The 26,376-nt window shown below is 74.1% G+C and carries 17 protein-coding genes; 9 read left to right on the top strand and 8 right to left on the bottom strand.

Translation table 11 applies throughout. From position 1 onward, the window contains the following. Window positions 1–75: 75 nt before the first annotated feature. Both WME76_RS21885 and WME76_RS21880 read right to left on the bottom strand, forming a co-directional pair. Window positions 76–663: a superoxide dismutase gene (locus WME76_RS21885; protein WP_437962016.1), complete on the bottom strand. Its 588-nt coding sequence runs from the start codon at window positions 661–663 to the stop codon at window positions 76–78. A gap of 199 nt (window positions 664–862) precedes the next feature. Then, the gene (locus tag WME76_RS21880) at window positions 863–1,432 is read right to left on the bottom strand and encodes a MarR family winged helix-turn-helix transcriptional regulator (RefSeq protein ID WP_437962015.1); all 570 of its coding nucleotides are present in this window, start codon (window positions 1,430–1,432) and stop codon (window positions 863–865) included. 423 nt (window positions 1,433–1,855) lie between these two features. Between WME76_RS21880 and WME76_RS21875 the strand changes: the two genes are divergently transcribed. The 4 genes from WME76_RS21875 to WME76_RS21860 all read left to right on the top strand — a co-directional run bounded on the left by WME76_RS21875 (window position 1,856) and on the right by WME76_RS21860 (window position 12,334). Then, the gene (locus WME76_RS21875) at window positions 1,856–8,716 is read left to right on the top strand and encodes an SDR family NAD(P)-dependent oxidoreductase (protein WP_437962014.1); all 6,861 of its coding nucleotides are present in this window, start codon (window positions 1,856–1,858) and stop codon (window positions 8,714–8,716) included. Continuing rightward, a complete protein-coding gene (locus WME76_RS21870) occupies window positions 8,713–9,447 on the top strand; it encodes a 4'-phosphopantetheinyl transferase superfamily protein (protein WP_437962013.1) in 735 nt (244 codons plus the stop codon). The genes WME76_RS21875 and WME76_RS21870 overlap by 4 nt, the downstream gene beginning before the upstream one ends. 30 nt (window positions 9,448–9,477) lie before the next feature. Continuing rightward, a complete protein-coding gene (locus tag WME76_RS21865; protein ID WP_437962012.1) occupies window positions 9,478–10,773 on the top strand; it encodes an SDR family oxidoreductase in 1,296 nt (431 codons plus the stop codon). 94 nt (window positions 10,774–10,867) lie between these two features. Next, a complete protein-coding gene (locus tag WME76_RS21860; protein WP_437962011.1) occupies window positions 10,868–12,334 on the top strand; it encodes a cytochrome P450 in 1,467 nt (488 codons plus the stop codon). Between the two features lie 88 nt (window positions 12,335–12,422). Here WME76_RS21860 and ggt read toward each other — a convergent pair whose 3' ends face one another. From ggt to WME76_RS21840, 4 genes are all read right to left on the bottom strand, one after another. Then, a complete protein-coding gene (ggt, locus tag WME76_RS21855; protein ID WP_437962010.1) occupies window positions 12,423–14,339 on the bottom strand; it encodes a gamma-glutamyltransferase in 1,917 nt (638 codons plus the stop codon). A gap of 207 nt (window positions 14,340–14,546) precedes the next feature. Next, complete coding sequence (locus WME76_RS21850; RefSeq protein WP_437962009.1) at window positions 14,547–14,990, bottom strand: hypothetical protein; 444 nt, start codon at window positions 14,988–14,990, stop codon at window positions 14,547–14,549. A 248-nt stretch (window positions 14,991–15,238) separates the two neighbouring features. Continuing rightward, window positions 15,239–15,967 (bottom strand): 2OG-Fe dioxygenase family protein, encoded by a 729-nt coding sequence (locus WME76_RS21845; protein WP_437962008.1) that lies wholly within the window; start codon window positions 15,965–15,967, stop codon window positions 15,239–15,241. Window positions 15,968–16,036: 69 nt separating this feature from the next. Next, on the bottom strand, window positions 16,037–16,318 hold the full coding sequence (locus WME76_RS21840) for a DUF427 domain-containing protein (protein ID WP_437962007.1): 282 nt from the start codon (window positions 16,316–16,318) through the stop codon (window positions 16,037–16,039). A 226-nt stretch (window positions 16,319–16,544) separates the two neighbouring features. Between WME76_RS21840 and WME76_RS21835 the strand changes: the two genes are divergently transcribed. From WME76_RS21835 to WME76_RS21820, 4 genes are all read left to right on the top strand, one after another. Beyond that, the gene (locus WME76_RS21835; RefSeq protein ID WP_437962006.1) at window positions 16,545–17,384 is read left to right on the top strand and encodes a hypothetical protein; all 840 of its coding nucleotides are present in this window, start codon (window positions 16,545–16,547) and stop codon (window positions 17,382–17,384) included. A gap of 12 nt (window positions 17,385–17,396) precedes the next feature. Then, complete coding sequence (locus tag WME76_RS21830) at window positions 17,397–17,744, top strand: hypothetical protein (protein ID WP_437962005.1); 348 nt, start codon at window positions 17,397–17,399, stop codon at window positions 17,742–17,744. A gap of 96 nt (window positions 17,745–17,840) precedes the next feature. Continuing rightward, on the top strand, window positions 17,841–19,685 hold the full coding sequence (locus WME76_RS21825) for an ATP-binding protein (RefSeq protein WP_437962004.1): 1,845 nt from the start codon (window positions 17,841–17,843) through the stop codon (window positions 19,683–19,685). A 39-nt stretch (window positions 19,686–19,724) separates the two neighbouring features. Beyond that, window positions 19,725–20,780, top strand: a complete 1,056-nt coding sequence (locus WME76_RS21820) for a LamG-like jellyroll fold domain-containing protein (RefSeq protein WP_437962003.1) — start codon at window positions 19,725–19,727, stop codon at window positions 20,778–20,780. 50 nt (window positions 20,781–20,830) lie between these two features. Here WME76_RS21820 and leuA read toward each other — a convergent pair whose 3' ends face one another. Beyond that, window positions 20,831–22,522, bottom strand: a complete 1,692-nt coding sequence (gene leuA, locus WME76_RS21815; protein WP_437962002.1) for a 2-isopropylmalate synthase — start codon at window positions 22,520–22,522, stop codon at window positions 20,831–20,833. Window positions 22,523–23,116: 594 nt separating this feature from the next. On the opposite strand from leuA, the gene WME76_RS21810 reads away from it, so the two are divergent. Further along, window positions 23,117–23,731: a hypothetical protein gene (locus WME76_RS21810; protein WP_437962001.1), complete on the top strand. Its 615-nt coding sequence runs from the start codon at window positions 23,117–23,119 to the stop codon at window positions 23,729–23,731. Between the two features lie 286 nt (window positions 23,732–24,017). Here the strand turns inward: WME76_RS21810 and WME76_RS21805 are convergent, their stop codons facing one another. Next, window positions 24,018–25,958: an RICIN domain-containing protein gene (locus tag WME76_RS21805; RefSeq protein WP_437962000.1), complete on the bottom strand. Its 1,941-nt coding sequence runs from the start codon at window positions 25,956–25,958 to the stop codon at window positions 24,018–24,020. Window positions 25,959–26,376 lie beyond the last annotated feature (418 nt).

The following is a 26,376-nucleotide window of genomic DNA, read 5'->3' as shown; positions in this document are numbered from 1 at the left end:
GACCCGGGCTGCCCTGCCGGGGCTCGGCCCGTCACGAGCTCGTGGTACGGGATCCCTCCCGTCCTCCGGCGCGGGCTACTGCGCCGCGCGGAGGTTCCTGGCGACGGCGTCCCAGCTCACGAGCCTGTCGAGGAACACCTCGAGGAAGCGCTGACGGTTGTTGCGATGATCGAGGTAATAGGCGTGCTCCCACACATCGCATGTGAGGAGCGGGACCGCGCCCGTCGTCAGCGGGGTCTCTGCGTTCGGCGTGTCGACGATCTTGCCCTTGCGGCCGTCGAGCACGAGCCACGCGTACCCTGAGCCGAAGCGCGCGACGCCGGCCGCGATGAAATCGCCGCGGAACTTCTCCCAGCCGCCGAGCCCCGCGATGAGGTCGCCCACGTCGCCGGAGGGCGGAGCGCCGCCGCCGCTCGGCCTCATGCCCTCCCAGAAGAAGGTGTGATTCCAGACCTGAGCTGCGTTGTTGAACACCGCGCCAGAGCTCGCGCGGATGACGTCGACGAGGCTCCCGCTCGCCTCGGGCTTGCCCTCGATCAGGCTCTTGAGCTTGGCCATGTAGCCCTTGTGGTGCTTCTCGTAATGAAACTCGAGCGTCTCCCGGCTCATGGCCGGCTCCAGCGCTTCCTTGGGGTAGGGGAGCGGTGCCACCTCGAAATTCATCCTGTCCTCCTTGTCTCGTTGCTGCGCGCCGCGAGGAGGCCCGCGCCCGGCGACTCTCGAACCCGCGGCGCTGCCCGTCAATCCGCGCAGCCCTCCCCCACGGGTGTGCGCCGCGGCGCCGGAGGTGCCCGCGCGCTCCGGCGCGGCCCGCGTCAGCCCGTGCGGCCGATCGACAGCGCCGCGGCGGCGCCGGCGCGCGTCACGTCGCCTTGCGCTTGCCCGGCCGCGCAGGCTTCGCCGCCGGCGTAGGCTTCGCCGCCGGCGCAGGCTTCGCCGGCCGCGCAGGTTGCTCCGGGCGCTCCGCCGCCCTCTCGGTCCGCGTGGCCATCTCGACGACGCGGCCGAGCTCCTCGCGGAGCGCGTCGGCCTGGACGGCGCCGAGCTGCTCGCGGACGTGCTTCTGGGTGCGCTCCCAGGCCGGGAACGCCGCCTCGATCGCGCGCTCTCCCTGGCGCGTCAGGAGGATGATGCGGACGCGCGCGTCGTCCGGCGCGCGCGCCACCCGGAGCAGGCCGGCCTTCTCCAGCGGCACGAGGTTCCTCGTGAGCGTCGTGCGATCCATGACCAGCCCGTCCGCGAGCGCGGTGAGCCTCACGCCCTGCTCGCCGCACGTCGCCACCGCGACGAGCATCGTGAGCTGCGTCGCCTGGAGCCCCAGGGGCCGCAGGCTGTCGTCGTAGAGCCGCGTCAGCGCGCGCGACGCGCGGCGCACGCGCACGAGCGCGCACTGGCTCGCGATGGTCCTGGCTGCGGACGCGAAATCAACCACAAAAGTGTATATACACTGTCGACCGCAATTCCGTCAAATCGACCCGTTCCGGACTGCTTGACATCTGTACAGGTGCAGGTACACCTATCTCGTCAACGCGGCGCGGCTTCATCGGCCCGGCGCGCTGGCTGCGCGTCGGGCCCCGGAGGCCGCGGCGCGCGCTGACGACGCGCTCTGACGACGATCGAACGGTCTGCCGGCCTTCCCGGCCGCGGTGGCGCCTCTGCGCGCGCCCGCGGCGCCGGGGCGCGGCCGGCGGCCGTGCGCTCGTCGTCAGCGCGCGGCCGTTCACGTGGTTACGTGTAGATACACCTATTTGATGGTCCGACCGGCGCAGCGGTGAGCGTCGCACGAGACGTCGCGCCCGCGCGCGGCGCCGGGCGTGCGCGACGCCGCGCGCGGCGGACCTCCAGGAGACGGTCCATGGAGGCGTTCTTCGTCGTTCCTTACTGCGTGAAGTTCGAGGACAGCATGGCGTACGGCAGCCATCACTACCTCACCAACTTCCGTTTCCAGTGCATCGCGCGCGAGACGCTCTACTTCGCCGAGGCGGCTGACGGCTCGCTCCCCCACGAGGACGATCGCGCCGCGATCCGGCTGCTCACCGCCGAGGGATACAGCCGGAACCTCGCGCCGGTCCGCGTGGGCGAGCGCGTCGCGATCTTCATGACCCTCGGCGCCGTCACGCGCTCGAGCGCGTACGGCTACTTCCGCACGGTCCGCTTCGACGGCGAGCCCGTGGCGTGCGGCTACCAGCGCATCGTCGCCGTCGCCGCGGCGAGCGACGAGCTCGCGCCGCTGCCCCGATCGGTGACGATGCACGCGGGGTCTCTCGACGAGCGCCTGCAGCACCCGCGCTTCGTCGAGCTCGCCCTGCGCGGCGGCTCCGCGCTCCGCGAGCTCTTCCCCGAGCGCCTCCTGCGGCACGCCGTCGAGGTCGCGCGCGGCCCGCTGCACGCGTCGCGCCCGCACCACAAGGCGTGGGGGGCGGCGGGCGAGGCGGCGCCGGCGGGGGCGCGCGCGGGGGGAGGGGAGGCGGCCCAGGACGGCGAAGCGGCCCGGGACGGCGAGGCGGCGCGGGGCGGCCGCGCGAAGGTCGCGCTGCTCCTGCCCGGCCAGGGCTCGTTCGATCTGCGGCTCCTGCGCGCGCTCCACGCGCGCTTCGCGGCCGCCCGCGAGGCCGTCGCCGCGGCGGAGCCGGCGGCGCGCGCGCTGCTCGGCGCGTCGCTCGCGGCGCTCGTGGCCGGCGATGAGGCGGAGGCGCGGGCCGCGCTCGAGGCGTGCCCAGACCTCGATCAGCTCGGCATCCTCGTCCAGGACCACGTCGCCGTCGCGCTGCTCCGGTCCGCCGGGCTCGCCGCGGACGTCGTGGCGGGGCACAGCTTCGGCGAGATCGCCGCGCTCGCCGCGGCTGGCGCCTTCTCCCTCGCGACCGCCGCCGAGGTCGTGGGCCAGCGGGTGCTCGCCCTCCGGGGCGCGCCGCCCGGCCGGATGCTCGCGGCCCACACCGGCGCCGATCGCCTGCGCGACGAGGTGAAGGCGCTGGGCCGGGACGACGTGTTCGTCGCCGTGGTCAACGCGGCCGACCAGGCGGTCGCCTCGGGGACGGTGGACGGCATCGCGGCGCTCGAGCAGCGGCTCGCGGCCGCCGGCGTCCGCGCGACCGTGCTCGCGAGCCGCCGCGCCTTCCACTCGCCCCTGCTCGCGCCGGCGGTCGGCCCGTTCGCGGGCGCCGTGGCGCGCGCCGGCGCGGCGCGGCCGGCGCTGGCCACGTACTCGCCGATCGATCGCGTGTACCACGGCGAGGGGCCGCTCGCGCCCGCGCGCCTGCTCCCCATGCACCTCGTGACGCCGCTCGACTTCGGCGCGGCGGTGCGCGACCTCCACGCGGCGGGCTGCCGCACGTTCGTCGAGTGCGGCGGCGGCAGCGCCCTGACCGCGCTCGTCCGGCGGAACGCGCCCGCGGAGCCCGGCCTGCGCGTGATCTCGACGTTCCGCGCCGGCGAGGACGTCGTGGCCGAGCACCGGCGCGTCGTCGAGGCGCTGCGGGCCGCGGGGCACGCGCTGACGGAGGTCGCGCCGCTCCCGGTCGACGCCCCCCGCGCGGGCGCTGGCGCGGTGGCGCCGAGCGCCGCCATGCCGGCGAGCGCCGCGGCACCATCGGCCGTCGCCGCGCCCGCGACCCCCGCGGCCCCCGCCGCGAGCCCGCCGGGCGACGGCGCCGCCCCGGCGGCCGCCGCCCCCATCGCGATCGTCGGCATGGGCGCGGTGCTCCCGGGCGCCGGCGGCGTCGAGGCCTACCTCGCGCAGCTCCGCGCCGGCACGTGCGGGATCGTCGACAGCGGCGAGCGACACCCGGAGCTCGCGACCGACTTCCTGAGCCCCGGCGGCCGCGTCGCCGACAAGACCTACAGCCTGCTGACCGGCACCGTCGACGCGCTCGGGCCGTACGCCGCCGAGACCGGGTACGACGCCCGCGCCCTCGAGCGGCTCCCGAAGACGGCCCGCATGCTGGCCTGCGCGCTCGCCGAGGCCAGGTCGCGCGCGGCCGTGCTCCGCGACGGCGCGCCGCTGCGGATCGCGTGCCTGCTCGGGTCCACGGCCGACGGCTCGATCGAGCACGACGAGGCGACGCTGCTGCTCGGCGTCGAGCAGGCGCTCGCCGGCCTCGATGCGGACGGCGCGGACCGCGCGGCCGTGGTCGACGCGCTCGCGGGCGAGCTCGGCCTCGACGCGGAGCGGCGCGCGGCGTGCCGCGGCCACCTCGAGCCGCTCGCGCGCGTCGTGCGCGACGTCGTGGGCGAGGGCGCGCGCACCGTGGTCGTCGACGCGGCCTGCGCGTCGTCGATGCACGCGGTGCACCTCGGGGCCGCGATGCTGCGCCGCGGCCTCGCGGACGTCGTGATCGCCGGCGGCGCCTACCAGCCCGGGCCGACGAACGCGTGCCAGTTCTCGCAGTTCGGCGGCCTCTCCGCGACCGGCAGCCGCCCGTTCGACGCCTCCGCCGACGGTGTGGTGTTCGGCGAGGGCGCCGCCGTCGTCGTCCTCGAGCGGCTCGACGACGCCGCGGCGCGCGGCGACCGGATCGACGCCGTGCTCCTCGGCAGCGGCCTGTCGAGCGACGGCCCGAGCCCGTCGGTCACGGTGCCGCAGAGCCGCGGGCAGAGCCTCGCGATGCGCCGCGCCTACGCCCGGGCGGGCGTCGCGCCGCGCTCCGTGCAGTACGTCGAGGCGCACGCCACGGCGACGCCGGTCGGCGACGCCACCGAGTTCAAGGCGCTCGCCGAGGTGTTCGCCGGCGACGCGGGCGCGCCGCGCGTCGCCCTCGGCAGCGTCAAGTCGCTGCTCGGCCACACCGGCTGGACCGCCGGCGTCGCGTCGCTCATCAAGGTCGCGCTCGCGATGCGGGAGCGCACGCTCTTCCCGCAGCACGGGTTCCAGGCGCCGAGCGCGCGCATCGACCTCGAGGGCTCGCCGTTCGCCATCTCCACGGCGGCCGCGCCGTGGACGGCGGAGGGGACCGCCGGGGACGGCGCCCCCCTGCGCGCCGCGCTCGACAGCTTCGGCTTCGGCGGCACCAACGCCCACCTCGTCGTCGAGGAGCACCGGCCCGGGCGCCCCGCCCAGCGGTCGCCGGCGCGCTCCGCCGCGCGCCGCGCGCTGTGCGTCGTCGGGCTCGGGGCCGTGTTCCCCGGCGCGGGCGGCGCGCCCGCGGACGCGCCCTCGGAGGTCCTCGCGTTCGACGAGCGCGCGCTGCGGCTCCCGGCCGGCGCGCGGGTGCTGCCGGACGCCCTCGAGGCCATGGACCCGGCGCAGCTCCTCGCGGTGATGGCCGCCGAGGAGGCGCTCGCGGCGCTGCCCGCGCGCGACCTGGCCGAGCGCGTCGGCGTCGTCGTCGGCCACGAGGGAAAGACCCGCCGCGGCGCCCGCGCGAACGAGCGGATCTTCGGCGACCGCGTGGCCCGGGCGCTCCGCGCGCGCGGCGTGAGCCCGGCGCTCGCGGCCCGCGTGGTGGACGCGCTCCGCGCGGGCTCGCCCGCGACCGGGCCGTACACGCAGCCGGGCAACATGCCCAACATCATCTCCGGGCGCGTCGCCAACGTCTTCGGCCTGCGCGGGCCGAACTTCGTGGTCGACACCTCCGCGACCTCGCTGCTCGACGCGCTCGCGGCCGCGGATCTCGTGCTCGACGACGACTGCGAGGTCGTGCTCGCGGGGGCGGTCAACGCGTTCAGCGACGACGTCGCGCGCGGCGCGTCCGCGACCGACGACCCGCGGCCGGTGGGCGAGGCGGCGCTGCTCGTCGCGCTCTGCACCGAGGACACCGCCGCGCGCCATGCCTGGCCGGTCCTCGCGCGCCTCCACGTCGCCGCCGACGCGGCCGAGGGCGGCCTCCCGGGCCGCGCGCTCGCGGCGGGCGGCGCGCTGCGCCCGGGCGCGCGGCTGCGCGGGGCCGAGGGCGTCATCGAGCTGCACGCGGCGATCCGCGGCGCGCGCGCGCACGGCGCCGCGGTCGTGCGCTGGCCGTCGGACGGCCGCGCGGTCGAGGTCGCGCCTCCGGGCGACGTCCGGGTCGCGCCTTCGAGCGACGTCCAGGCGGCGCCGCCCCGCGAGATCCCCGCCGCGCCTCCCGCGGCCGCGCCGATCGCGCCGGCGGCCGCGCCCGCGGGCTTCACGACGGGCACGCCGATCCAGGTCTTCGTCCCCCGGATCGCGCCCGCGCCGGCGGCCGGGCCCGCGGCGCGCGTCCCGTCGCGCGTCGTCCACGTCTGCACCGACGCGGCCCTCGCGGCGGACGTGCGGCGCGCCGCGCCCGCCGGATCGCGCGTCCTCGCGCTCGCCGTCGAGGGGGCCCCGGAGGCCGGGCCCGACGGCGCCGGGATCCCGTCGCTCGACGGCCGCGACGAGGCGCGGCTCGGCGCGTCGTTCGCGGCCCTCTCCCCGGACGACGTCGACGCGGTCGTCGTGCTCACCCGCGCCGCGGACGCGCGCGCGTTCGTCGACGGCGCGCCCGGCGCGTACCGGCCTGCCCTGCGCGCGCTGTTCGGCGCGGCGCGCCGCTACCACGACGCCATCGCGCGCGGCGAGGTGTCCTTCGCCGCCGTCGTCGTCGGGGCCGTGGACGCGGCCGTGCGGCTCGCGCCGCTCACCGGCGCGGTCGGCGGCTTCGTGAAGTCGCTGGCGCGCGAGCTGCCGGGCGGCGACGTGCGGGTCGTCCACACCGACGCGCGGGACGCCGCCGCGGCGCTCCGCGCGCTCTCCGACGAGTGGCGGCGCGCCCGGTCGGCCGTGCCCGAGGAGGTGGTCGATCTCGGCGGCGCGCGGCACTCGGTCCAGCTCGCCCGCGCCTCGTCGTCGTCTCCCTCCTCGGCGCCCCCCGCGCGCGCGCTCCCGCCCCTCGGCGCCGATTCGGTCGCGCTCGTGACGGGCGGCGCGCGCGGGATCACGGCGCAGTTCGTCGAGGGCCTGCTCGAGCGCTTCGGCTGCCGTGCCGTGCTCCTCGGCCGCTCCCGGCTCGAGGACGCCCCGCCGCGCACGCTCGCGATGACCGACGCCGAGTTCGACGCGTACGAGCGGGACTTTTACGCCGAGTCGCTGCGCGCCGAGCGGGGCGTGAAGATGGCCGCGCTGCGCGAGCGCTACGGGCGCATCCGGGCGGCGCGCGAGGCGCACCGCGTCCTCTCGCACCTGCGCGGGCGGGGCGGGAGCGTGGACTACCACGCCGTCGACGTGACGCGCGGCGACGACGTGGACCGCGCCGTCGCCGCCGTCGCGGCGGCGTACGGCCGGGTCGACCTTGTCGTGCATGGCGCCGGCATCCAGGTGTCGAGCCGGCTCACGTCGAAGTCGCTCGAGCTGTTCGAGCGGATCGTCGACACGAAGCTCGCCGGCCTCTCCCACCTCCGCCGGGCCCTCGCGCGCCACCTGCCCGACGCCCGCCCGCACGTCCACCTCGTCACGTCGGCGTTCAGCGCGCTCGGCAACGACGGGCAGCCCGACTATGGCGCGGCCAACGAGGCGATGAACCGCGCCGCCGCGTGCCTCGCGGCCGAGCCGGACGCCGGCCCGTGGTCCACCATCGCGTGGCTCGGCTGGAACGGCGTCGGCATGACCGCCGGATCCGAGTACAGCGCGCTCGGCGCGGCGCGCGGGCTCCGGGGCATCGAGGCGGAGGAGGGCCGGCGCCTCTTCCTCGAGCTCGCGGCCGAACGCCCCGTGGGCGCGGCCCAGGTCCTGCTCACCGACAGCGAGATCGAGCGCTTCGCCCCGCGCATCGCGGCGGCGGGCGCGGCGGCCACCGCCCCGGCGGGCGCGCCCCCGCGCACCGCGGCGGCGGGCGCCGCGGCGGGCTCGCCCGAGGTCGCGCCGAGCCGCACGTGGACGCTCGACCCGCGCGTCGACCCGTGGCTCTCCGACCACCGGGCGCGCTCGAGCGCGGTCGCGGCCGGCGCCTTCCTTGTCGAGCTGGCCGTCCGGCACGCGCTCGCGACGGCGGCGGAGGGCGCCGCGGTCGTCCGCGAGGTCCGCGACGTGCGCTTCCGCGAGTTCCTGCGCCTGCCCGACGCCAACGCGCGCGCGGTGCGCACGGTGACCGCGCGCCGCGAGCGGCTCCCGGGCGGCCGCGTCGCGTGCGCCGTCGAGGTGCGCGGCGACTTCGTCCACCGGTCGGGCGTCGTCCTGCGCCCCGACATCGTCTTCGCGACCTGCGTCGTCGAGCTCGGCGCGATCCACGTCCGCCGCGACGGCCTCGCGCCGCGGCACGCCGGGCGCGTCGAGGGGCCCTCGGTCCGCGACCCGTACGCGAGCCCCGGCGCGCCGGTCCGGCACGCGGGCTGGTTCGACCACGTCGGCTCCTTCGTGCTCGGGACGGCGCTCAAGTCCGGCTGGCTCCGCCTCCCGGCCGACCGCGCCCTCGAGCGGCAGCGCGCGGCCGCGACGCCGTTCCTCCTGCTCGACGCGCTCCTGACGCTGGGCACCCTGCGCCGCGACGAGGCGGGCGCGTTCCCTGTGTGCGCCGCGGCCGGCGTCGACCGGATCCGCTTCGGATCGGCCGCGAACGACCTCGCGCTCCGCGACGCGGGCGGCCCGATCCGGCTCCTCGCCGCGGCCCCGGCCGCGGTGGACGACCGCGTCCTCGGCGCGTGGGCGCAGGCGATCGACCCGGCGGGCGGCGTGCTGCTCGACGTGGAGGGGCTCGAGGGGCGCGTCATCGGGCGCGTGGCCGCGGACGCGCGCGCGTTCGTCGACGGCGCGCCGGCCTCGCTGTCGCTGGGGGCGCCGTGACGCCGCCGCTCGCGATCGCCGTGGTGCGGGCGGACGCCGGCGCGGCGGAGCGCCTCGAGCCCTACCTGACGGCCGGCGAGCGCCGCGCGTGCGCCGCCCTGCGCGTCGCCGCCCGGCGAGCGCAGTCCGCGTGCGCGCGGGTCGCCGCGAAGTGGCTCCGCCTGGAGCTCGCCGCCGGCAGGAGCGCGCCGCTCGTGGCGCTGGACGCGGCCTCGCTGGAGGCGCACCCGCGCGCCGACTACCTGGCCTGCGCGATCTCCGGCCCCGGCGGCGGTCCGCCGCGCTTCGAGGACGGGGCGCTCGCGCTGTCGCTCTCCCACGCGGGCGACCTCGCGGCGGCCGCGGTCACCGCGGCGGGCGCCGTCGGCGTGGACGTCGAGCGGGTCGAGGCGCGCGCGGCGGCGTTCGCCGACGAGCACTTCACGCCGCGCGAGCGCGAGGCCCTCGCGCGCGGCGCCGCGGCGGGCCTGGATCGCGCCGCCCTCGAGACGCTGCTCTGGAGCGCGAAGGAGGCGCTCTACAAGACGGGGGCGCTCGCGCTGCCGGCGCGGTTCTCGTTCCGGGACATCGACGTCCCGTTCCCGCCGGGGGGCGCGCGCCTCGCGCAGCCCTCGGTCCGCTCGTTCTCGCTGCGCGCGCGCGGCGGGCAGTTCTTCGGCCGTGCCGTGCTGACCGGTGCGTTCGCGCTCGTCGCGACCGTCCCGGTCCCGCCGGTCGCCGCTCTTGGATGAATGGCACTCAACGAACACGAGGTATCGACGATGCAAGCTCATGATCTTCTCGAACAGGTCCGCTCCGTCTTCGTGCGCATGACGCGCTATCCCGACGAGGTCGTCGTCGCCGACGCCGACCTTGAGCAGGACCTCGGCATCGACTCGGTGAAGCGCGGCGAGATCCTCGCGACGCTGCGCGCGGATTTCGGCCTCCCGGACGCGCTCAAGGCGACGCCCGACGAGCTGCGCACGGTGGCCAGCGTCAGCGCCTTCCTGGCGCGAACCATCGCGGCCCGCGCGGACGGCGGCAGGCACGCGAACGGCCATGCGGAGCCCGCCGGGTACGCCAATGGCCATGCGCAGCCCGCCGGGTACGCCAACGGCCACGCGCAGCCCGCCGGGTACGCCAACGGCCACGCGGAGCCCGCCGGGTACGCCAATGGCCACGCGGAGCCCGCCGGGTACGCCAACGGTCACGCGCAGCCCGCCGGGTACGCCAACGGCCACGCGGAGCCCGCGAGGTACACCAACGGCCACGCGGCCGCCCCGGCGGCGCTCGCCGTGCAGCGCCCGACGCCGGCCCCCGCGGCCGCGCTCGCGGGCAAGACGGTCCTCGTCACCGGATCGAGCCGCGGGCTGGGCCGCGCCATCGCGACGAAGCTCGGGCAGGCAGGCGCGCGGGTCGTGGTCAACAGCTTCCACTCGCGGGACGACGGCGAGGCCGTCGCCGACGAGATCCGCGGCGCTGGCGGCGACGCGGTGCACGTCTGGGGCTCGGTCGCCAACCCCGCGCACATCGACCGGCTCTTCGAGGAGATCGCGCGCGACGTGGGCGAGCTGCACCATTTCGTCAGCAACGCGTCGAACGGCCGGTTCGGCCCGCTCGAGCAGACGACCCCGGAGCACTGGGAGCTGGCGTTCCGCACGAACGTCATCGGCTACCACCTGTGCGCCCTCCGCGCGGCGCGCCTGATGGAGCGGCAAGGCGGCGGGCGGATCGTCGCGCTGTCGTCGAACGGCTCGTCGCGGTACCTCGAGCACTTCGGCGCCATGGGCGCCGTCAAGGCCGCTGTCGAGTCGCTCACGCGCGCGCTCGCCGTCGAGCTCGCGCCGCGCAACGTGCAGGTCAACTGCGTCTCCGCCGGGCCGATCTACGGCCACGTGACGAGCAACTACCCGGATCACGAGCGGATCCTCCCGTACTGGGAGTCGCGCACGCCGGGCGGCCGGCTCTGCACCGAGGAGGACGTCGCCGACGCCGTCCTGCTGCTCCTGTCGGACGGGGCGCGCAGGATCACCGGCGCGACCCTCACGGTCGACGGCGGGGGCTCGCTGTGCATCTGACGGCGGCGACGGTCGGCGCCGGCGTGCGTTCGCCCTGCGTCAACGTGGCTTCAGCTCGCGTGTGCCTGGGTCAGCTTGCGGAGAAGGAGGAATCATGAGTGCCAATGATCATCGGCAGCCCCCGGGCCCCGGCCCGCTCGCCAGCCTGCGGTACCTGGCGAATTTCAGGACCGGCGACATGCGCCATTACGAGGACCTGTACGCGCGGTACGGCGACGTCGTGCGCCTGCGGGCGCCTGGCGCCGAGGACTTCGTCATGGCGTTTCACCCGAACGACATCGCGCACGTGCTCCGCACGAATGTCCGGAACTACCCCAAGGGCAAGCGGTATCACGAGCTCGCCCACGTGCTCGGCTGGGGCCTCGTGAACAGCGAGGGCGAGCTCTGGCGGCGCCAGCGCCGGCACGTGCAACCGCAGTTCAACCACGCCAACACGCTCAAGTTCGTCCCCATCATCGTGGACCACATGGAGGCTGTGCTGCGGCGCTGGGACGCCCAGCCGGCCGAGTTCGAGCGCGACATCAACGACGACATGATGGACGTGACGTTCGGCATCGCGGGCGAGGCCTTCTTCGGCGCTGCGCTGCAAGAGCACACGGACACCGTCCGTGAGGCGTTCAAGTATGCGCTCTCGATCGCGCTCAAGCGCATGTACTCCCTGGTCAACCCGCCCCTGTCCTGGCCGCTGCCCAGCCACGTGCGCTTTCGCCGGGCCATGGAGCGCGTGCACACCGTGATCGACGGCATCATCGACGGATACCAGCGCGGCGCGGGCGACGCGGACAACGTGCTCGTGCGCCTCATGGGCTCGGTCGACCCCGAGACCGGCGCCAGGATGGACCGCGCGCAGCTCCGGGACGAGATCAAGACCATCCTGATGGTCGGGCACGAGACGTCGAGCGTCACCGCCTCCTGGGCGCTGTACCTGATCGCGCAGCACCCGGAGGTCCATGCCCGGCTCACCGACGAGATCGACCGTGTGCTCGGCGGCCGGGCCCCGACGGCGAAGGACTTCGAGTCGATGCCTTACCTCGCCATGGTCTTCAACGAGTGCCTCCGCCTCCTGCCGTCGGTGCCGTTCATCCTCCGCAGCCCGCTGGAGGACGACGTCCTCGGCGAATACCACGTCGCCGCGGGGTCGACGGTGGCCATCGTCCCGTGGGTCACGCACCGGCACCCGGAGTTCTGGCGCGATCCGCTGCGGTTCGATCCCGAGCGCTTCGCGAACTATCGGCGGAGCGCGGACGACAAGCTCGCCTTCATCCCCTTCGGCGCCGGACAGCGCATCTGCCTTGGCGAGTTCATGGGGCAGCTCGAGGGCAAGATCATGGTGGCGATGGCGCTCCAGCGGTATCAGCTCCGGCTGGTGCCCGGCTTCGACCCGCGCTGCCGCGGCTTCATCTCGCTGCAGCCGGTGAACGGGATGCGCATGATCCTGAAGCGGCGCGAGCCGGTGAGGGCGGTGCGCGCGGCGCCGGCGACGCGGGGTGAGACCGCGGCCGCGGAGCCCGCGGCGGCCGCCATGAGGTCCGGCGGCTGCCCGTTCAGCGCCCGGGCCTGACGGGCGCGCCTCGGCCGCAGGGCCGGAGTCCCGGTCAGGCCCTCTCTATTCTCCAGGAGGCTTCAGGGGCGCTTGCGCCCCCGGGGCTTCACTTCGCCCGCTCGACCATCGCGCTCCCGCCCTGGCGGCGGACCGGCTCGGCGACCGCCGTCACGGTGCCATCGTCGTGGAAGCGCAGCGCGGTGGCCGCGCCGATCTCGCCTCCTGACGTGTTCTCATCGGAGAAGACGTGTCCCACGGCGGCGAGCCCCTCGGCCTCCGGCGTGCCGAGGAACGCCGTCTCTGCGTCGCTCGCTCCGCTGCCGGCGTTGCGCTGCGAGATGCGCGGCGCCGCGAGCGCCTTGTCGATCGGCAGGCCCAGGTCGATGTGACCGACGAGGATCTGCAGCACCGTCGTGATGATGGTGGACCCGCCCGGCGAGGCGAGCGCGAGCTCGGGCTTGCCGTCCTTCATGACGAGCGTCGGGCTCATGCTGCTGCGCGGCCGCTTGCCCGGCTCGGCCACGTTCGGGTGCGGCGCGGTCGGGTCGTCCGGGATGTTGAAGTCGGTGAGCTGGTTGTTCAGCAGGAAGCCGTGACCGGGGACGACGATGCCATTGCCGCCCTCGGCCTCGATGGTGCACGTATACGACACGATATTTCCGGCCGCGTCGCTGATCGTGATGTGCGTCGTCTCGTTGTCGTCCGCGTCGTTCGGGCCGGCGCTCCCGCCCCGCGCCCCCTGGCCACGGCCAGGCGAGGGGCTCGGGTCGGTCTGGAACGCGAACGGATCGCCGGGCGCGGCCGCCTCGGTGGGGGCCTTGATCAGGTCGATCAGGTCCCGCCGCGCATCGGCGTAGTCCTTCGAGAGCAGCCCTGCGACGGGGGCCTCCACGAACTCGGGATCTCCGAGGAAGGCGCCCCTGTCGGCGAACGCCAGGCGCGAGGCGCCGAGGTACCGGTGCAGCACCTCGACGGGCGTGAGGAGCTCGGGATCGAACCCCTCGAGCAGGTTGAGCGCCAGCGCGACCGTGATCCCGCCGCTGCTCGGCAGGCCCATGCCGTGGATCGTGTAGTCCCTGTACGTCGTCGAGACCGCCGGGCGGATGCGGACCTCGTAGTCCTGCAGATCGGAAGCCGCGATCACCCCGGGTCGGATGCTGAGCGTGCTCCCGGGCTCGATCGGGGGATTGCGGACCACCGCGACGATGGCCTCGGCGACATCGCCCTCGTAGAAGGCCTTCTCTCCTCCCCTGGCGATGAGTCGATATGTCCTCGCGAGGTCCGGGTTCTTGAAGGTGGTGCCGACCGGCCACGGCTCGCCGTCGGGCCCGAGGAAGAGCGCCTTGCTGCTCGTGATCTCCTGGAAGCGCGCCAGGTTCCGGCCGGTCTGCTCGAAGAAGGTCCGGTCGACCTCGAACCCCGTCTCGGCGACCCGGATGGCGCGCTGGAGCACGTCGTCGAGCCCGAGGGTTCCGTACCGGCGGAGCGCCTCGCTCCATCCCCGCACCGTGCCGGGCACGCCGACCGACAGGCCGCTCGTCACGAGCTCATCGAAGTCGATCGGCGCGCCGTTCTCGTAGAAGGCGCTCGCCGCGAGTCCTGCCGGCGCCGTCTCGCGGTGATCGATCGCGACCACCTTGTTGTCGGCGGCGAGGTAGACGAGCATGAAGCCTCCGCCGCCGACGCCGCAGGAGAACGGGTCGGTCGCGCCGAGCACGCTCGCCGCGGCGACCGCGGCGTCCACGGCGTTACCGCCCTTCTTCAGGATCTCGATCGCCGCCAGGGTGCCGCGGAGGTCGACGGTCGCCGCCGTGCCGCCGCGCCCGGAGGCGGTCGGCGCGATCTCCGGGAGCGTGGCGAAGAGGTCGTCGTCGTTGCCCGTCCCGCCGCTGTCCGGCTCCGCGCCCGCGTCGCCCGGAGCGGGCTCGACCTGGCTCACCGGATCGAGCTTCTCGTTCGGGCTGCACGAGGCGCAGAGGACGAGCAGGCCGAGCAGGGGGAGGTGACGGTTGCGCTGGGCCATGGGCATGGAGGGTAGCAGCGCAACCATGAGCCGGCAGGGAAGCACCCTCTGGCAGCGCATGATTGCTGCCCAGCGCGCAGTCGCTGCGCGCTGGGCAGCGCTGCCCGCGCGAGACGACTCCGTCCGGCAGCGCCTTGCAGACCTGCGCGCCACGCGCTCACCGCTGAGCCTGCATGCGCTCTGCAGCTCCAGGAGAGCCCGATGCTCTCAGGGGATCTCGGCATCCGCGGAGCCGATCTTCACCGGATCGTTCGGCTCATTCAGGTTGTCCCAGCGGCGGTACAGATCGACGGCGACAGTTCCCTTGCTGAGGCCCTTGATCATCATGCCGATGTCGTAGCGGCAGTCGCATCCGGCGACGGCGCTCGGGTCCATGTCCACCGGCTGCACGAGCACGTCCACCTTGCCTCCGGACCGCCGCACGAACCCTTCCACCGCCTGCTCGCAGCGGAAATGCGCTGCGCCGTAGTCGAGGTGAACGGCCCCGCGCTCCGGCGTCGCCGCGAGCGTCTCCTTCACCGTCGCGTCGTACGCGCTCGCCGTGCACTCGCTCTGGGTGAGGCCCTCGATCGCCTCCGCGTCCTCCCAGCCCTCGGGCAGGTCCGCCCCGCCGCACCCGACCGCGAGGAGCATGCCGAATCCCACCATCATGTTCCGCATCTCGTCCCTCCGGCCAGGGCTCAACGCAACGTATGTACCAGCGTGTGCAGAGGAGATCTCGCGCTGCGACGGCCGGCGTGGCGCGACACCGACGTCGCGGGTGTGCCACGCGGGGCGCCCGCGATGGCCGAAGGATCAGCGGCGCTGACCTCGACGCTCTCCCTTCGCGGCTTCGTCAGCGATGCGGTCTCTTGATCCGTTCTCCCGCGACGCCGCCGCCCCGGAGAGAGCCCGCCGCTTCAGCCGCCCTGGAAGCCGCCCGCGCGGTACGTCAGCACCAGCGTGTCGCGATGGCCGCGCTCGCCGGCGGGCTGGATCGGCGTCGTCTCGTGGATCACGCGCTCGTCGTCCAGCAGCAGCAGGCTCCACGGCTCGGTGAGCGTGAATCGCTGGCCCGCGGGCCCGTCGGCCTGGAACACGCGCGTCTCGCCGCCCTTGATGCCTTCACGCCCGACGAGGAACACCGCCACGAGATCCACGCCGTCGCGGTGCGCGCCTTCCGGCGTGGGGCGGCCGATGCCCCCTTGCGTGTCGATGCGGAACTGGTGCGCCTCGACGAACCAGGGCTGCTCGCCCTTGATGCCGGAAGCGACCTGCCCGAGCGCACGCAGCAGACACGCCCAGGCGGGCTGGTCCGCCACCTCTGGCGCCATCGGCTCGAACCACCGGTGCATGCCGCCGTGCAGCGCGTTGTACTCGACGGGCTGCCAGTGCGCGCGGCGCGGCGCCGTTCGCACGGCGCCGCCCTCGACCACGAAGCACGCATGCCGCCGGCTGCGGTAGCGCCCGCCGTCCTTGAGGTAGCGGTCCGGCGGCAGGTCGTTCCAGGAGGGCCGCAGCGCTCGCAGCTCGCGCAGGTCGCAGCCCGTGAGCTCGGCGACGCCCTGAGGGCTGAGCACCGCATAGCCCTGCTGGCGCATCAGCACGGGCACCTGCGCGGGGTAGGTGAAGGCGGGCGTGAGTTCCATCGCCTGCGAGCTTAACCCGCGGCTGGCGGCGCCGCCGTCCTGACCGCGACCAGCGCGCGCGCTGCCGCGTCAGTCGACGACCTTCACGCCCTTCCAGAACGCGACGCGGTCGCGCACCATCGCGGCTTCGGGCCTGGGGTCGGGGTAGTACCAGACCGCGTCGGGGTTGAGCTCACCGTCCACGAGCAGCGAATAGTAGCTGGCCGTGCCCTTCCACGAGCAGACGGTGTGATGATCGCTGGGGACCACGTGGTCGCGCGCGAGCGAGCTCGCGGGGAAGTAGTGGTTGCCCTCCACCAGCACGGTGTCGTCGCTCTCGGCGATGACCTTGTCCTTCCAGACGGCTTTCATCGGTTCCTCCTCCGGGTCCCTGCAGCCAGGCACGTCGAGCCTCGCCGCCACGTCGGGCCATGCAGGCCGCGCCCGGAAGCTGGCGCGCTGCGCGGGGCCCCGCAACCCTCGACCGCGCAAGCGGACGAGGGGGCGTGGCGTGGCGTCCAGCGCCGCGCCGGGATCGAGCTCGACGCGCAACAGGCGTGCGCGTTGGTGTATCCACGCCGCAGGTTGGAGGATGCTCATGCGGATTTTCTTCGTTGCGCTTCTCGTGCTCGTCACCGGCTGTGCGGGACAGGGCAAGACGGCGCAACAGCGGCTCGCCGAGATCAAGACCTACCGCCGTCACCAGGAGATCGAACAGCAGAAGAAGGCGGCTGGGCCTCCGGCGAAGGCTGCGGTCGCGCCGGCGCCGGTCGCCCCGCCCGCGGGCCCGGGGGCGCCGCCGGCCGTGGTGCCCTCGACCCCCGGCGCGCCCGCCGCCCAGCCGAGCGCCTCCGCTGCCGCGACGGCCGCCACGGCAGGCCGCCCTGGCGCCCCCACCGCCCCGACGACCGCGGCGGCCGCGCAGGAGAGGCGTGGACCTCGCGCGGGCCTCACCGGCTTCGGCGTCACGCTGGGCGGCGCGACCGCCCCGGCGGGCCGGGGCATCCCGGTGACCTCGACGCTCTCCCTCCGCGGCTTCGTCAGCGACGCGGTGTCTCTGGCCGGCGTGGCCGGCGCCGGCATCGGCGTGGCTGGCGACGACACGGAGCTGCGCCTGACCCTGGGCGGCGAGGTGGTCGCCTTCTTCGGCGATCTGGGCGAGAACATGCACGCCTTCTTCGTGGGCGAGGTCGCGTACAACCGCCTCTCCCTCTCCACGTCGCGCGACGAAGAGGATCCGTCGACCGGCGGGACCGCCGCGAGCGACGTCTCCGCGGTGTCGCTCGGCGCCGGCGGCGGGCTGGAGTACTGGCTCGCGCCGCGGCTCTCCGTGAACGCGCGCATGATGGTGGGCGGCGTCCTCGGCGTGGAAGGGGGCCAGGGCACCTTCTTCGGGACGTTCAGGCCCGGCCTCGGCGTGACGCTGTTCGCCAACTGAGCGAGGCTCGCCGTGCGCGCGCGGGGCGGCGCCGCGCGCAGGGCGCAGGGCGCCGCGCGCAGGTCGGCCTCGCTGCTGGTACAAGCGCTGCTCCAGGAGGCGCTCCGGGGTCACCCCGAGCGCGCGGAGGGCGACGCGGGCCCCTCGCTGCTGCGCGCCTGGCTGCCCGACCTCGCGCGGCGGCTGGACGGCCCGGCGGACCGCGTCGCGCTGGAGCTCGCGATCCGCCGGCTCGCCGACGTGGGCACGTACGCCGCGCGCTTCGGCGTGGGGCCCGAGGCCCGCGCCCTCGCGGAGCGGGTCCTGCCGAAATGGACACGAGACGACCAGGCCACGATCCGCCTGCGCCGCGAAAAATAACCGGGCGCGTATCGATAATTTTCCTGCGTGATCTCCACGCGATCGGCATGCTCGCGCGCCGGGCTGCGCTACGCTCGTCGGCGGCCCGGAGCCTCTATGCGATCACTCGATGGGCAGCCCACCTTTGCACGGTCCTTCTTCGAAGGGGCCGCACCCCGGCTCGAGCGGGTGGTCGAGCGGCTCCAGCGCCTGCAGGCGATCACCGCGGCGCTCGCGGGGGCCCGCACCCTGGCCGAGATCGCGGGCACCGTCATCGATCAGGGGATGCCTGCGCTCGACGCCGAGGTGGGCGTCGTCGCGCTGCTGTCGACCGACGGCGCCACGCTCCGCAACCTCGGCTTCAAGGGGGTCCCCGTCGAGACCGAGCAGGACTGGGTCGAGTATCCGGTCGACTCGCCCGTGCCCGTCGCCGAGGCGGCGCGGCTCGGCGCGCCCGTCATCGTGCCGACGCGCGAGGAGCGCAACGCGCGCTATCCGGTCCTCGCCAGCGTCCACGGCGTGGAGCACGGGGGCGCCGTCGTCGCGTTCCCGCTCATCGTCGAGTCCCGGATCGTCGGCTCGCTCGGCTTCTGCTTCCCCGCTTCGCGCCCGTTCGACGCGGACGACCACGCGTTCGTCCTCTCCATCGCCCAGCAATGCGCGCTCGCGATCGAGCGGGTGCGCTGGCACGAGGTCGCCGAGCAGGAGATCGCGCACCGCCGGGCGTCCGAGGAGGCGCTGCGCGCCCGCGAGCGGGAGCTCACCGCGCTCGTCACCGAGCTCCATCAGACCCAGGACGCCCTGCGGGAGGCCGATCGGCGCAAGGACGAGTTCCTGGCGATGCTCGCCCACGAGCTGCGCAACCCGCTCGCGCCCCTGCTCAACGCCGTGGAGCTGCTCAGGATCGCGGGCCCGGCCACGCCGGTGGTCGAGCGCGCGCGCGCCATCATGGATCGCCAGATCGGGCACATGACCCGGCTCGTCGACGATCTGCTCGACATCTCGCGCATCTCCCGGGGCAAGATCGCGCTCTCCGCCGAGCGCCTCGACCTCGTCGAGCTCGCCCGCGCCGCGGCGCTCGATTATCGACCGCTGCTCGACGCGCGCGGCGTGCGCTTCGAGCTCGCGCTGCCGGCCGAGCCGGCGTGGCTCCGCGCGGACGCGACGCGGCTCACCCAGGCGATCGGGAACCTGCTCCAGAACGCCAGCAAGTTCACCGACGGCGGCGGCTCGGTCCGCCTCTCGGTGGTGCCCGATCGCGGCCGCGGCGTCGTCTCCGTCGAGGTCGCGGACACAGGCATCGGCATCGATCCGGTCCTCCTGGAGCGCATCTTCGAGCCGTTCACGCAGGCCGACCGGAGCCTCGCCCGCAGCCGCGGCGGCCTGGGCCTCGGGCTCGCGCTGGTCAAGGGGGTGGTCGAGCTCCACGGCGGCGCCGTGCGCGCGGCGAGCGCCGGCGTCGGCCGCGGCGCGCAGATCGCGATCACGCTGCCGCTCGCCGACGTCGCCGCGCCGCGCGCCGCGGAGGCGCGGCGCCCCGGGGTCGCGGCGGCGAGCGCGGGCCGCGCGCGGCGCATCCTGATCATCGAGGACAACCACGACGCGGCCGACAGCCTGCGCATGGTGCTCGAGCGCCGCGGCCACGCCGTGTCCGTGGCGCACAGCGGCGCGGACGGCGTGGCCGCCGCGCGCGACGCGCCGCCCGACGTGATCCTCTGCGACATCGGCCTTCCGGGGGACATGAACGGCTATGGTGTGGCCCGGGCGCTGCGCGGCGAGAGCGCCACGAGGGCGACGCTGATGGTCGCGCTCACCGGCTATGGCCAGGACGACGACCGGCGGCTCGCCCACGCCGCCGGGTTCGACGCCCACCTCACCAAGCCGGTGACGCAGGCGATGCTGGAGCGGCTCCTCGCCGACATCGCCTCGCTCCCCGGGGAGGCGCGGAGCGCGCGCGAGTGAACCGCGCCGCGGTGAGCGCGCGACGGTAGGATGCGGCGGATGACGGTGCGCCTGCTGCTGATCTCGCTCCAGCTCCTCGTGGCGTGCGCCCCCGAGCTGCGGCTCGGCGAGCTCCCCGGCACCGGCTCTGGCGGAAGCAGCAGCGCGGAGGGCGGCGGCGCCGGTCCGGACACCGGCGGCGCGTCGAGCAGCGGCGCAGGCGGCGGGACCTCCGGCTCCGGCGCGGGAGCCGGCGGGGAGGGCGGCTCGGGTGCAGGCGGGGGCGGGGAGGCCGGCTCAGGGCCTGGCGGCTCCGGCGGCGGTGGTGCCGGAGGGACCGACTGCGCGCGCGATTCGTCCTGCCTCACCGACGACGGCCTCGTCGCGCGGTATTTCCTCGACGAGGCGAGGGCCGGGAGCGCGCCCACGCAGGTCGAGGACGCCGCGGCGGCGCCGATGCCGCTCGCGCTGACGTACGGGCCGGAGATGAGCTTCGCGGCCGACGGCCCTGCGCACAGCGGGCTCTCCTGGACGGCGGTCGCGGCCGACAGCCGGGCCTCCGCCGCGATCGACGGCACGAAGATCCATACCGCGCTGCACGGGTCCAGGACGGGCACGATCGAGGCCGTGCTCCGCGTCGCCGAGGTGGTCATCGACGGCTCGCGCATCATCCATATCGGCAGCGGCACGGAGTCCGGTCGCTTCACGCTCCGCTCGGAGCAGCCCGGCCAGATCGAGCTCTGGTGGAACGGCACGAACTGCGGCGGCGCGTGGGACGCGGCGCTCCCGGCGCGCGCGGTGGTGCACGGCGTGTTCGATACGACCGTCCAGGAGCCCGCGGCGGATCGGGTCCGGCTCTACATCAACGGTGTCCTGGCCCCGCGGAGCAACCCGATCGTCGGCTATTGCACGATGCACAAGCGCGTGCCCCCGCTGGACGCGACGCTCGATCTCGCCGAGGGGCGGCACCTCGTCCTCGGCAACCGCGAGCTCGGCGGCCGGACCTTCTCGGGCGCGATGTACTACGCGGCGCTCTATGCCAGGGCGCTCACGGCCGCGGAGATCGAGCGACACACGGCCGCGCTGCTCGCCCGCGACGACCGCCCGGGGCCGTGAGCGGCGATCCAGCGCGGCCTCGCTTGATGGCCAGGCGAGGCCGCGCCCGATCACTCGGGCGAGAGCGCCATCCGCGCCGGCTCGGCCGGCCGCGCGCGGTTCCACGCGGACGCGACCGCGGCGAGCGACGCCATGACGGCGCTCGGGTGCGTCCCCGCCCCGAAGCAGCGCTTGCGCCCGATCGAGAGGCCCACGTACGCCACGGACTCGGCGCCTGCGCTCCGCCCTATCGCGTGCTCCGCGTGCTCCTCCACCGCGATCGCGATCCCCGCGTGACGCGCGAGCGCGCTCGCGAACGCCTCGACGGGGCTCTGGCCGGCGGCGCTCAGCACGTGGGATACGCCGCGTATCTGCACGTGGAACTCGTGTCGTTCCCCCGCGCCCTGGCCGCTCCTCCGGTGCTCGGTGACGCGCAGCGGCCCGCCGCGGTTCACGTACTCGCGCTCGAAGATCGCGAGGATCTCGGCCTTCTGCACCTCGCCCTCGGTCCGCTCCGCCCGGCGCTGCACGGCCTGGCTCAGCTCGATCGCGAGCCCCTTCGGCACCGCGTAGCCGTGATCGTGCTCGAGCACATAGGCCACGCCGCTCTTGCCCGACTGGCTGTTCACGCGGATCACCGCCTCGTAGCTGCGCCCGACGTCCTGCGGATCGATGGGCAGGTACGGCACCTCCCACAGCGCGCTCCCGCCCTCGCGCAGCGCCTTGAAGCCCTTCTTGATCGCGTCCTGGTGCGAGCCCGAGAAGGCGGTGTACACGAGCTCGCCGACATAGGGGTGGCGCGGGTGGACCGGCAGGCGATTGCAGTGCTCGGCCGTCTCCTTGATCGCCTGGACGTCATGGATCTCGAGCTCCGGATCCACGCCCTGGGAGAACAGGTTGAGCGCCAGCGTGACGACATCGACGTTCCCCGTGCGCTCGCCGTTCCCGAACAGCGTGCCCTCGACGCGGTCGGCGCCGGCCATCAGGGCGAGCTCGGCCGCCGCGACCGCCGTGCCGCGGTCGTTGTGCGGGTGGACGCTCAGCACGATGCTGTCGCGCTGCTTGAGGTTCCTGTCCATCCACTCGATCTGATCCGCGTAGATATTGGGCGTCGACATCTCGACGGTGGCCGGCAGGTTCAGGATGATCTTCCGTGACGGGCTGGGCTGCCACACGTCCATCACCGCCTCGCAGATCTCCTTCGCGAAATCGAGCTCTGTTCCCGTGAAGCTCTCGGGCGAGTACTCGAGCACGACCTCGGTCTCCGGCATGCGCGCCGCGAGCTCCTTCACGAGCTTCGCCCCGCGCACGGCGAACTCGACGATGCCCGCGCGATCCAGGCCGAACACCACGCGTCGCTGGAGCGTCGAGGTGGAGTTGTAGAGGTGCACGACCGCGCGGCGCGCCCCGCGGATCGCCTCGAACGTGCGCTCGATCAGCTCGGCGCGCGCCTGGGTGAGCACCTGGATGGTCACGTCGTCCGGGATGAGCCCCTCGTCGATGATCCGTCGCACGAAGTCGAAGTCGGGCTGCGACGCGCTGGGGAAGCCCACCTCGATCTCCTTGAACCCCATGCGCAGGAGCTCGTTCCACATGCGGAGCTTGCGCTCGGGCCCCATGGGCTCGACGAGGGCCTGGTTGCCGTCGCGCAGGTCCACGCTGCACCAGCGCGGCGCCCTCTCGATCACGCGGCCGGGCCAGCGCCGGTCGGACAGGTGGATGGGCTGATAAGGCTTGTATTTGTGGACAGGCATCGTGGACATGACAGGACTCCCAGAAAGCTGAGGATGGGAGCCGTCGCGACGACGACGCGAGAACCCCCACCGGGCCAAGGAACGGGCGGGGGCCGAGCTGCGAAGATGGACGTCGTCAGCAGCGCGCGGACAGCCCCCGAGGCCGTAGGCCTAGGCAGGGGCGAAGCGAGGGCGCGCAGTGGATCGACATCGGGGGTGCAATCTAGCGAACGTCCTCTGGCTTGTCCAGCGGCGCGTCGCGGGCGACGGCGGCCGGCCACGTTGCCCCCTTGCCGGCGCGGTGCTCGTGGGGGCTGCAGCCCGTCGTCAGGGCGCGGCGGCGACGCTTGCGGCGCCCGCGGCGCGGTCGAGCCGGGCGATGTACCGCCGGCGCCGGCGAGCAGCCTGCTGTCAGATATCGCCTTCGCGTCTCACGGCGGTCCGCAGGCCGGAACACGACGCCTGACATGGGGCCTTCCGCGTGCGGCGATGTCGGGGAAAAACGCGCCGGCGCTCTGCGCATCGCGCCGCGAGATGACGGCGATCGATCTACGATCGCTCGCTGGGCACGCCCGGCGCGAGGTGACGAACATGCGAGGACGCGAGCGCGAACGAGCTGACGTGGTGAATCGACGATCGCAGCGACGCGGGTCGCTCGCTGTCGCGATCGGACTCCTCGTCTCCATCTTCCTCTCCGGGCAGGCGCGCGCCGACGACGCCCCTCCGCCTGCTCCGCCGCCCATGCAGGTGCAGCCCCTGCCTGCGCCGCCGGCTCCTCCGCCTCCGGGTTACTACGCCGCCCCCGGCGTCCCGCCCGCGGGCCCGAAGGTGCTCCCGTGGAGGGAGGGGGAGCCGGTGCCTCCCGGCTATCATCCGGAGGAGCGCGTCCGGAAGGGCCTCGTGATCAGCGGCGCGATCGTCTTCGGGACGGTCTACCTGTTCACGGCGATCGGCGGCGCTGACGCCGTGTACCGCGGCTCGTCGGGCTATGCGGCGCTGTTCGTGCCGGTCGCGGGCCCGTTCCTCACCCTGGCCACGACCCGGCAGGACGACCTCGAGACCATGGCGCTCGTCCTCGACGGGCTCGTCCAGGTCACGGGCGCCGCGTTGCTCCTGCCCGGCCTCCTCGTGCCGAAGACGGTGCTGGTCCGCGACGACGTCAGCAAGGCCTTCGTGGTCCCGGCGCCGATGTCCTTCGGTCCGAGCAGCGCCGGCCTCGGCCTCGTCGGCCGCTTCTGACCGTCGACCGACCCGTCCAGCAGGCCGGGAGGTATCCCCGACGGGTCGTCGACCCGTCCAGCAGGCCGGGAGGTATCCCCGACAGGTCGCCGACCCGCCGGGGGAGGCTCCGGGGGTCGCTCGAGGGGTCGCCGACCCGCCCCCGGCATGCCCCAGGGCTTCCGGAAGCGGGTCGGCGTGGCGCTGCGCAGGCCGATCGGTCTCTTTCCAGGGGTCGCTCACCTGCCGGACGGGCCGGGAGGCCTCCAGAATCGAGGCGTCGACCTGTCCTGCGACCCTCCGGGCGTCACCCGCCGCTCGGACGCTCGTAGGCGCCGATGTCCGTCGCCGAGCCCTGGGGCCGCGCGACCGGGCGGAAGCAGCCCTCGATGCCGCTCACGCTGGCGATGTACGTGTAGTCGGGCGCGTACTGCCACCACGAGACCGGCTGCCCCGACTGCTGCTTCAGGCACCTCGGATCGAACCCGATGTCGTCCGTGGGGGCCGAGGCGCTCGTGCCGGCGTCGATGAGCTGCGTCGCGCCCTCGGCCACGTGGAAGTCGAGCAGGCCCGACGCGCTCGTGAAGAAGGGCGCCGCGGCCCCGTCGTTCAGGAGCAGGTTGTTCGACTGCGTGACGCCCGTCGCGCCGAAGAGGGCCTGGTTGCCGCTCGACGCGACCGCGACGTTGTTGCGCACCACGGCGCCCGTGCGCGAGCCCGCGTCCGAGAAGAAGATCTCGTGGTGATACTGGACGTTCGGGTCGATGCCGTTGCCGAAGCAGGTGTTGTTCGCGATCACGGCGTTCGGGCTCCTCGTCAGGCGAATGCACGACCCGCCGTTGCGGAAGCCGATGTTGTTCTCGAACGTGGCGCCCGTGCTGTTCTCGTCCAGGATGAACCCGCTGCCGTCCGACCGGTGGCTGGAGATGTCGATGTTCTCGAACGACACGTTGCCCCGCACCACGTTGTCGAGGGCCGTCCCGCCGACCTGGAACAGGTTGACCCCGCTCGACCACGACGGGAGCTTGTTGCCGTTGTGCGCGATGATGCTGTTCTCGATGCGCACGCCGGTCGCCTTGTAGAAGGCGATGCCGTTGATGCCGTTGTTCTCCGCGATCGTGTACCTGAGCTCGATGTTGCTGGAGGGGTGGTTCCAGCCGTTCGAGAAGCCGCTCGACGTGTAGTTGCGCGCGGCGATGCCCATCACCCGGATGTACCGCACCGCCGTGCTGACCGGCTCGAACGCCGAGCTGTCGCTGCCGCCGCCGTCGAGGATCGGGAGCTCGCCCGGATAGGCGCGGAACGTGATCCAGGCGGTCGGCGTCCCGGACTTCGTGGGGTGGATGCCGTTGTTCCACCCGGTGTAGGTGCCGCCGCGGATGTAGACGGTATCGCCCGGGTTGGCGGCGTTCACCCCCTTGCTCACGGTCTTGAACGGCCGATCCAGGGTGCCGGGGTTGCTGTCGCTCCCGTTCGTCGCGACGTAGTACTGCGCGCCGCTCGTGCTGCCCCCACCGCCCGCGCCCCCGGCACCGCCGGCACCGCCCGCGCCGCCGGCCCCGCCCGAGCCCGAGCTGCTGCTGGAGCTGCTGGAGCTGCTCGCGGACGTGGTGCTGGAGCTGCTGGAGCTGCTCGCGGAGCTGCTGCTGGAGCTGCTCGCGGACGTGGTGCTGGAGCTGCTGCTGGAGCTGCCCTCCACAGCCCTGAGCGAGAACTTCTGGTTCTCGCCGTTCGCCCAGCTCCACACCTGGAGGCCGGCGCCGTCCGCCGTCGAACGCCCCATGACGTCCAGCGCCTGACCGCTGTTGTGGACGGTGATCCGCTGGACGCCGGCGGTGATGTCGGTGATCGAGAACTGCTGGCTCGCGGCGTCGCCGCAGGCAGACTGGACGATGGTGGCGCCGTTCGCCGTCGAGCCGCCGTTCGTCCCGAGGCAGAGGCCGCTGTTCACGTTCTTGAGCCGGTAGTATCCGCCGTCCGCAGGCTCGGCGCGGAACTGCTGTCGCGTCTCGCCGTTGCACGCGGCGATCTGCGCGGCCGCCGAGCTCGCGGTGCTCCCGCCCCGGATCTCCACGCACTTGCTGCTCTGCGCGCCGACGATCGTATAGACCGCGCCCGGGTCGATCGCGACGGCGCCCTCGAGCCAGCCGCCCTCCTCGCCGTCGATCGCCTCCGGGCCGACGACGCACGACACGGCGATGACGCCCGTCGCGGCGGCAAGCAGCGCGTGCTTGGATGCGAATCTCATATCGTTCTCCTCAGATAAGTAAGTGAAACGTGAATCTGTCGACGGCTCGACGGGCGCTGGCGTCGGCCATGGTCGCTCGCTGCGCGGTGACCGCTCCCGAAGGGCGGCCGCGTCGGGCCACCTTCGTGCTGAGCCCCCTCGAGCCCGATGTCCGCGGAGCGGATAAGTTCGTGTTGCGTGCGCCAGAATCTATGTGCGCCAGAAGACGCAGGGGGACTTCTTAGTTCCTGACCGGCACAGGTCAAGCAGATTGCTTGTCACCCGGGCTGGATCTGTCGCGTGAGGTGGGATATTCGCGCCGTCGGAGCGACAGGCGAAGAGGGCGCAGAGGTATCCGTCGTGGATGCGCTCTGCGCCCTCTTGCTCATCCCTTCATGACGTGATCGCTGCGTGACGTCATCGCTGCCCCGGCGCTCGG

The sequence above is a fragment of the Sorangium sp. So ce119 genome, from assembly GCF_051524405.1.
Classification (GTDB): domain Bacteria; phylum Myxococcota_A; class Polyangia; order Polyangiales; family Polyangiaceae; genus Sorangium; species Sorangium cellulosum_G.
The sequence above is the reverse complement of the archived record's forward strand: the minus strand, read 5'-3'. Positions and strand labels throughout refer to the sequence as shown.

Excerpts from the sequence above, each read along its gene's own strand:
- WME76_RS21820 (WP_437962003.1), top strand. The coding sequence starts at position 19,725 with ATGACGGTGCGCCTGCTGCTGATCTCGCTCCAGCTCCTCGTGGCGTGC.
- WME76_RS21860 (WP_437962011.1), top strand. The coding sequence starts at position 10,868 with ATGAGTGCCAATGATCATCGGCAGCCCCCGGGCCCCGGCCCGCTCGCC.
- ggt (WP_437962010.1), bottom strand. The coding sequence starts at position 14,339 with ATGGCCCAGCGCAACCGTCACCTCCCCCTGCTCGGCCTGCTCGTCCTC.
- WME76_RS21885 (WP_437962016.1), bottom strand. The coding sequence starts at position 663 with ATGAATTTCGAGGTGGCACCGCTCCCCTACCCCAAGGAAGCGCTGGAG.
- WME76_RS21845 (WP_437962008.1), bottom strand. The coding sequence starts at position 15,967 with ATGGAACTCACGCCCGCCTTCACCTACCCCGCGCAGGTGCCCGTGCTG.
- WME76_RS21825 (WP_437962004.1), top strand. The coding sequence starts at position 17,841 with ATGCGATCACTCGATGGGCAGCCCACCTTTGCACGGTCCTTCTTCGAA.
- WME76_RS21850 (WP_437962009.1), bottom strand. The coding sequence starts at position 14,990 with ATGATGGTGGGATTCGGCATGCTCCTCGCGGTCGGGTGCGGCGGGGCG.
- leuA (WP_437962002.1), bottom strand. The coding sequence starts at position 22,522 with ATGTCCACGATGCCTGTCCACAAATACAAGCCTTATCAGCCCATCCAC.
- WME76_RS21835 (WP_437962006.1), top strand. The coding sequence starts at position 16,545 with ATGCGGATTTTCTTCGTTGCGCTTCTCGTGCTCGTCACCGGCTGTGCG.
- WME76_RS21805 (WP_437962000.1), bottom strand. The coding sequence starts at position 25,958 with ATGAGATTCGCATCCAAGCACGCGCTGCTTGCCGCCGCGACGGGCGTC.
- WME76_RS21840 (WP_437962007.1), bottom strand. The coding sequence starts at position 16,318 with ATGAAAGCCGTCTGGAAGGACAAGGTCATCGCCGAGAGCGACGACACC.
- WME76_RS21865 (WP_437962012.1), top strand. The coding sequence starts at position 9,478 with ATGCAAGCTCATGATCTTCTCGAACAGGTCCGCTCCGTCTTCGTGCGC.
- WME76_RS21875 (WP_437962014.1), top strand. The coding sequence starts at position 1,856 with ATGGAGGCGTTCTTCGTCGTTCCTTACTGCGTGAAGTTCGAGGACAGC.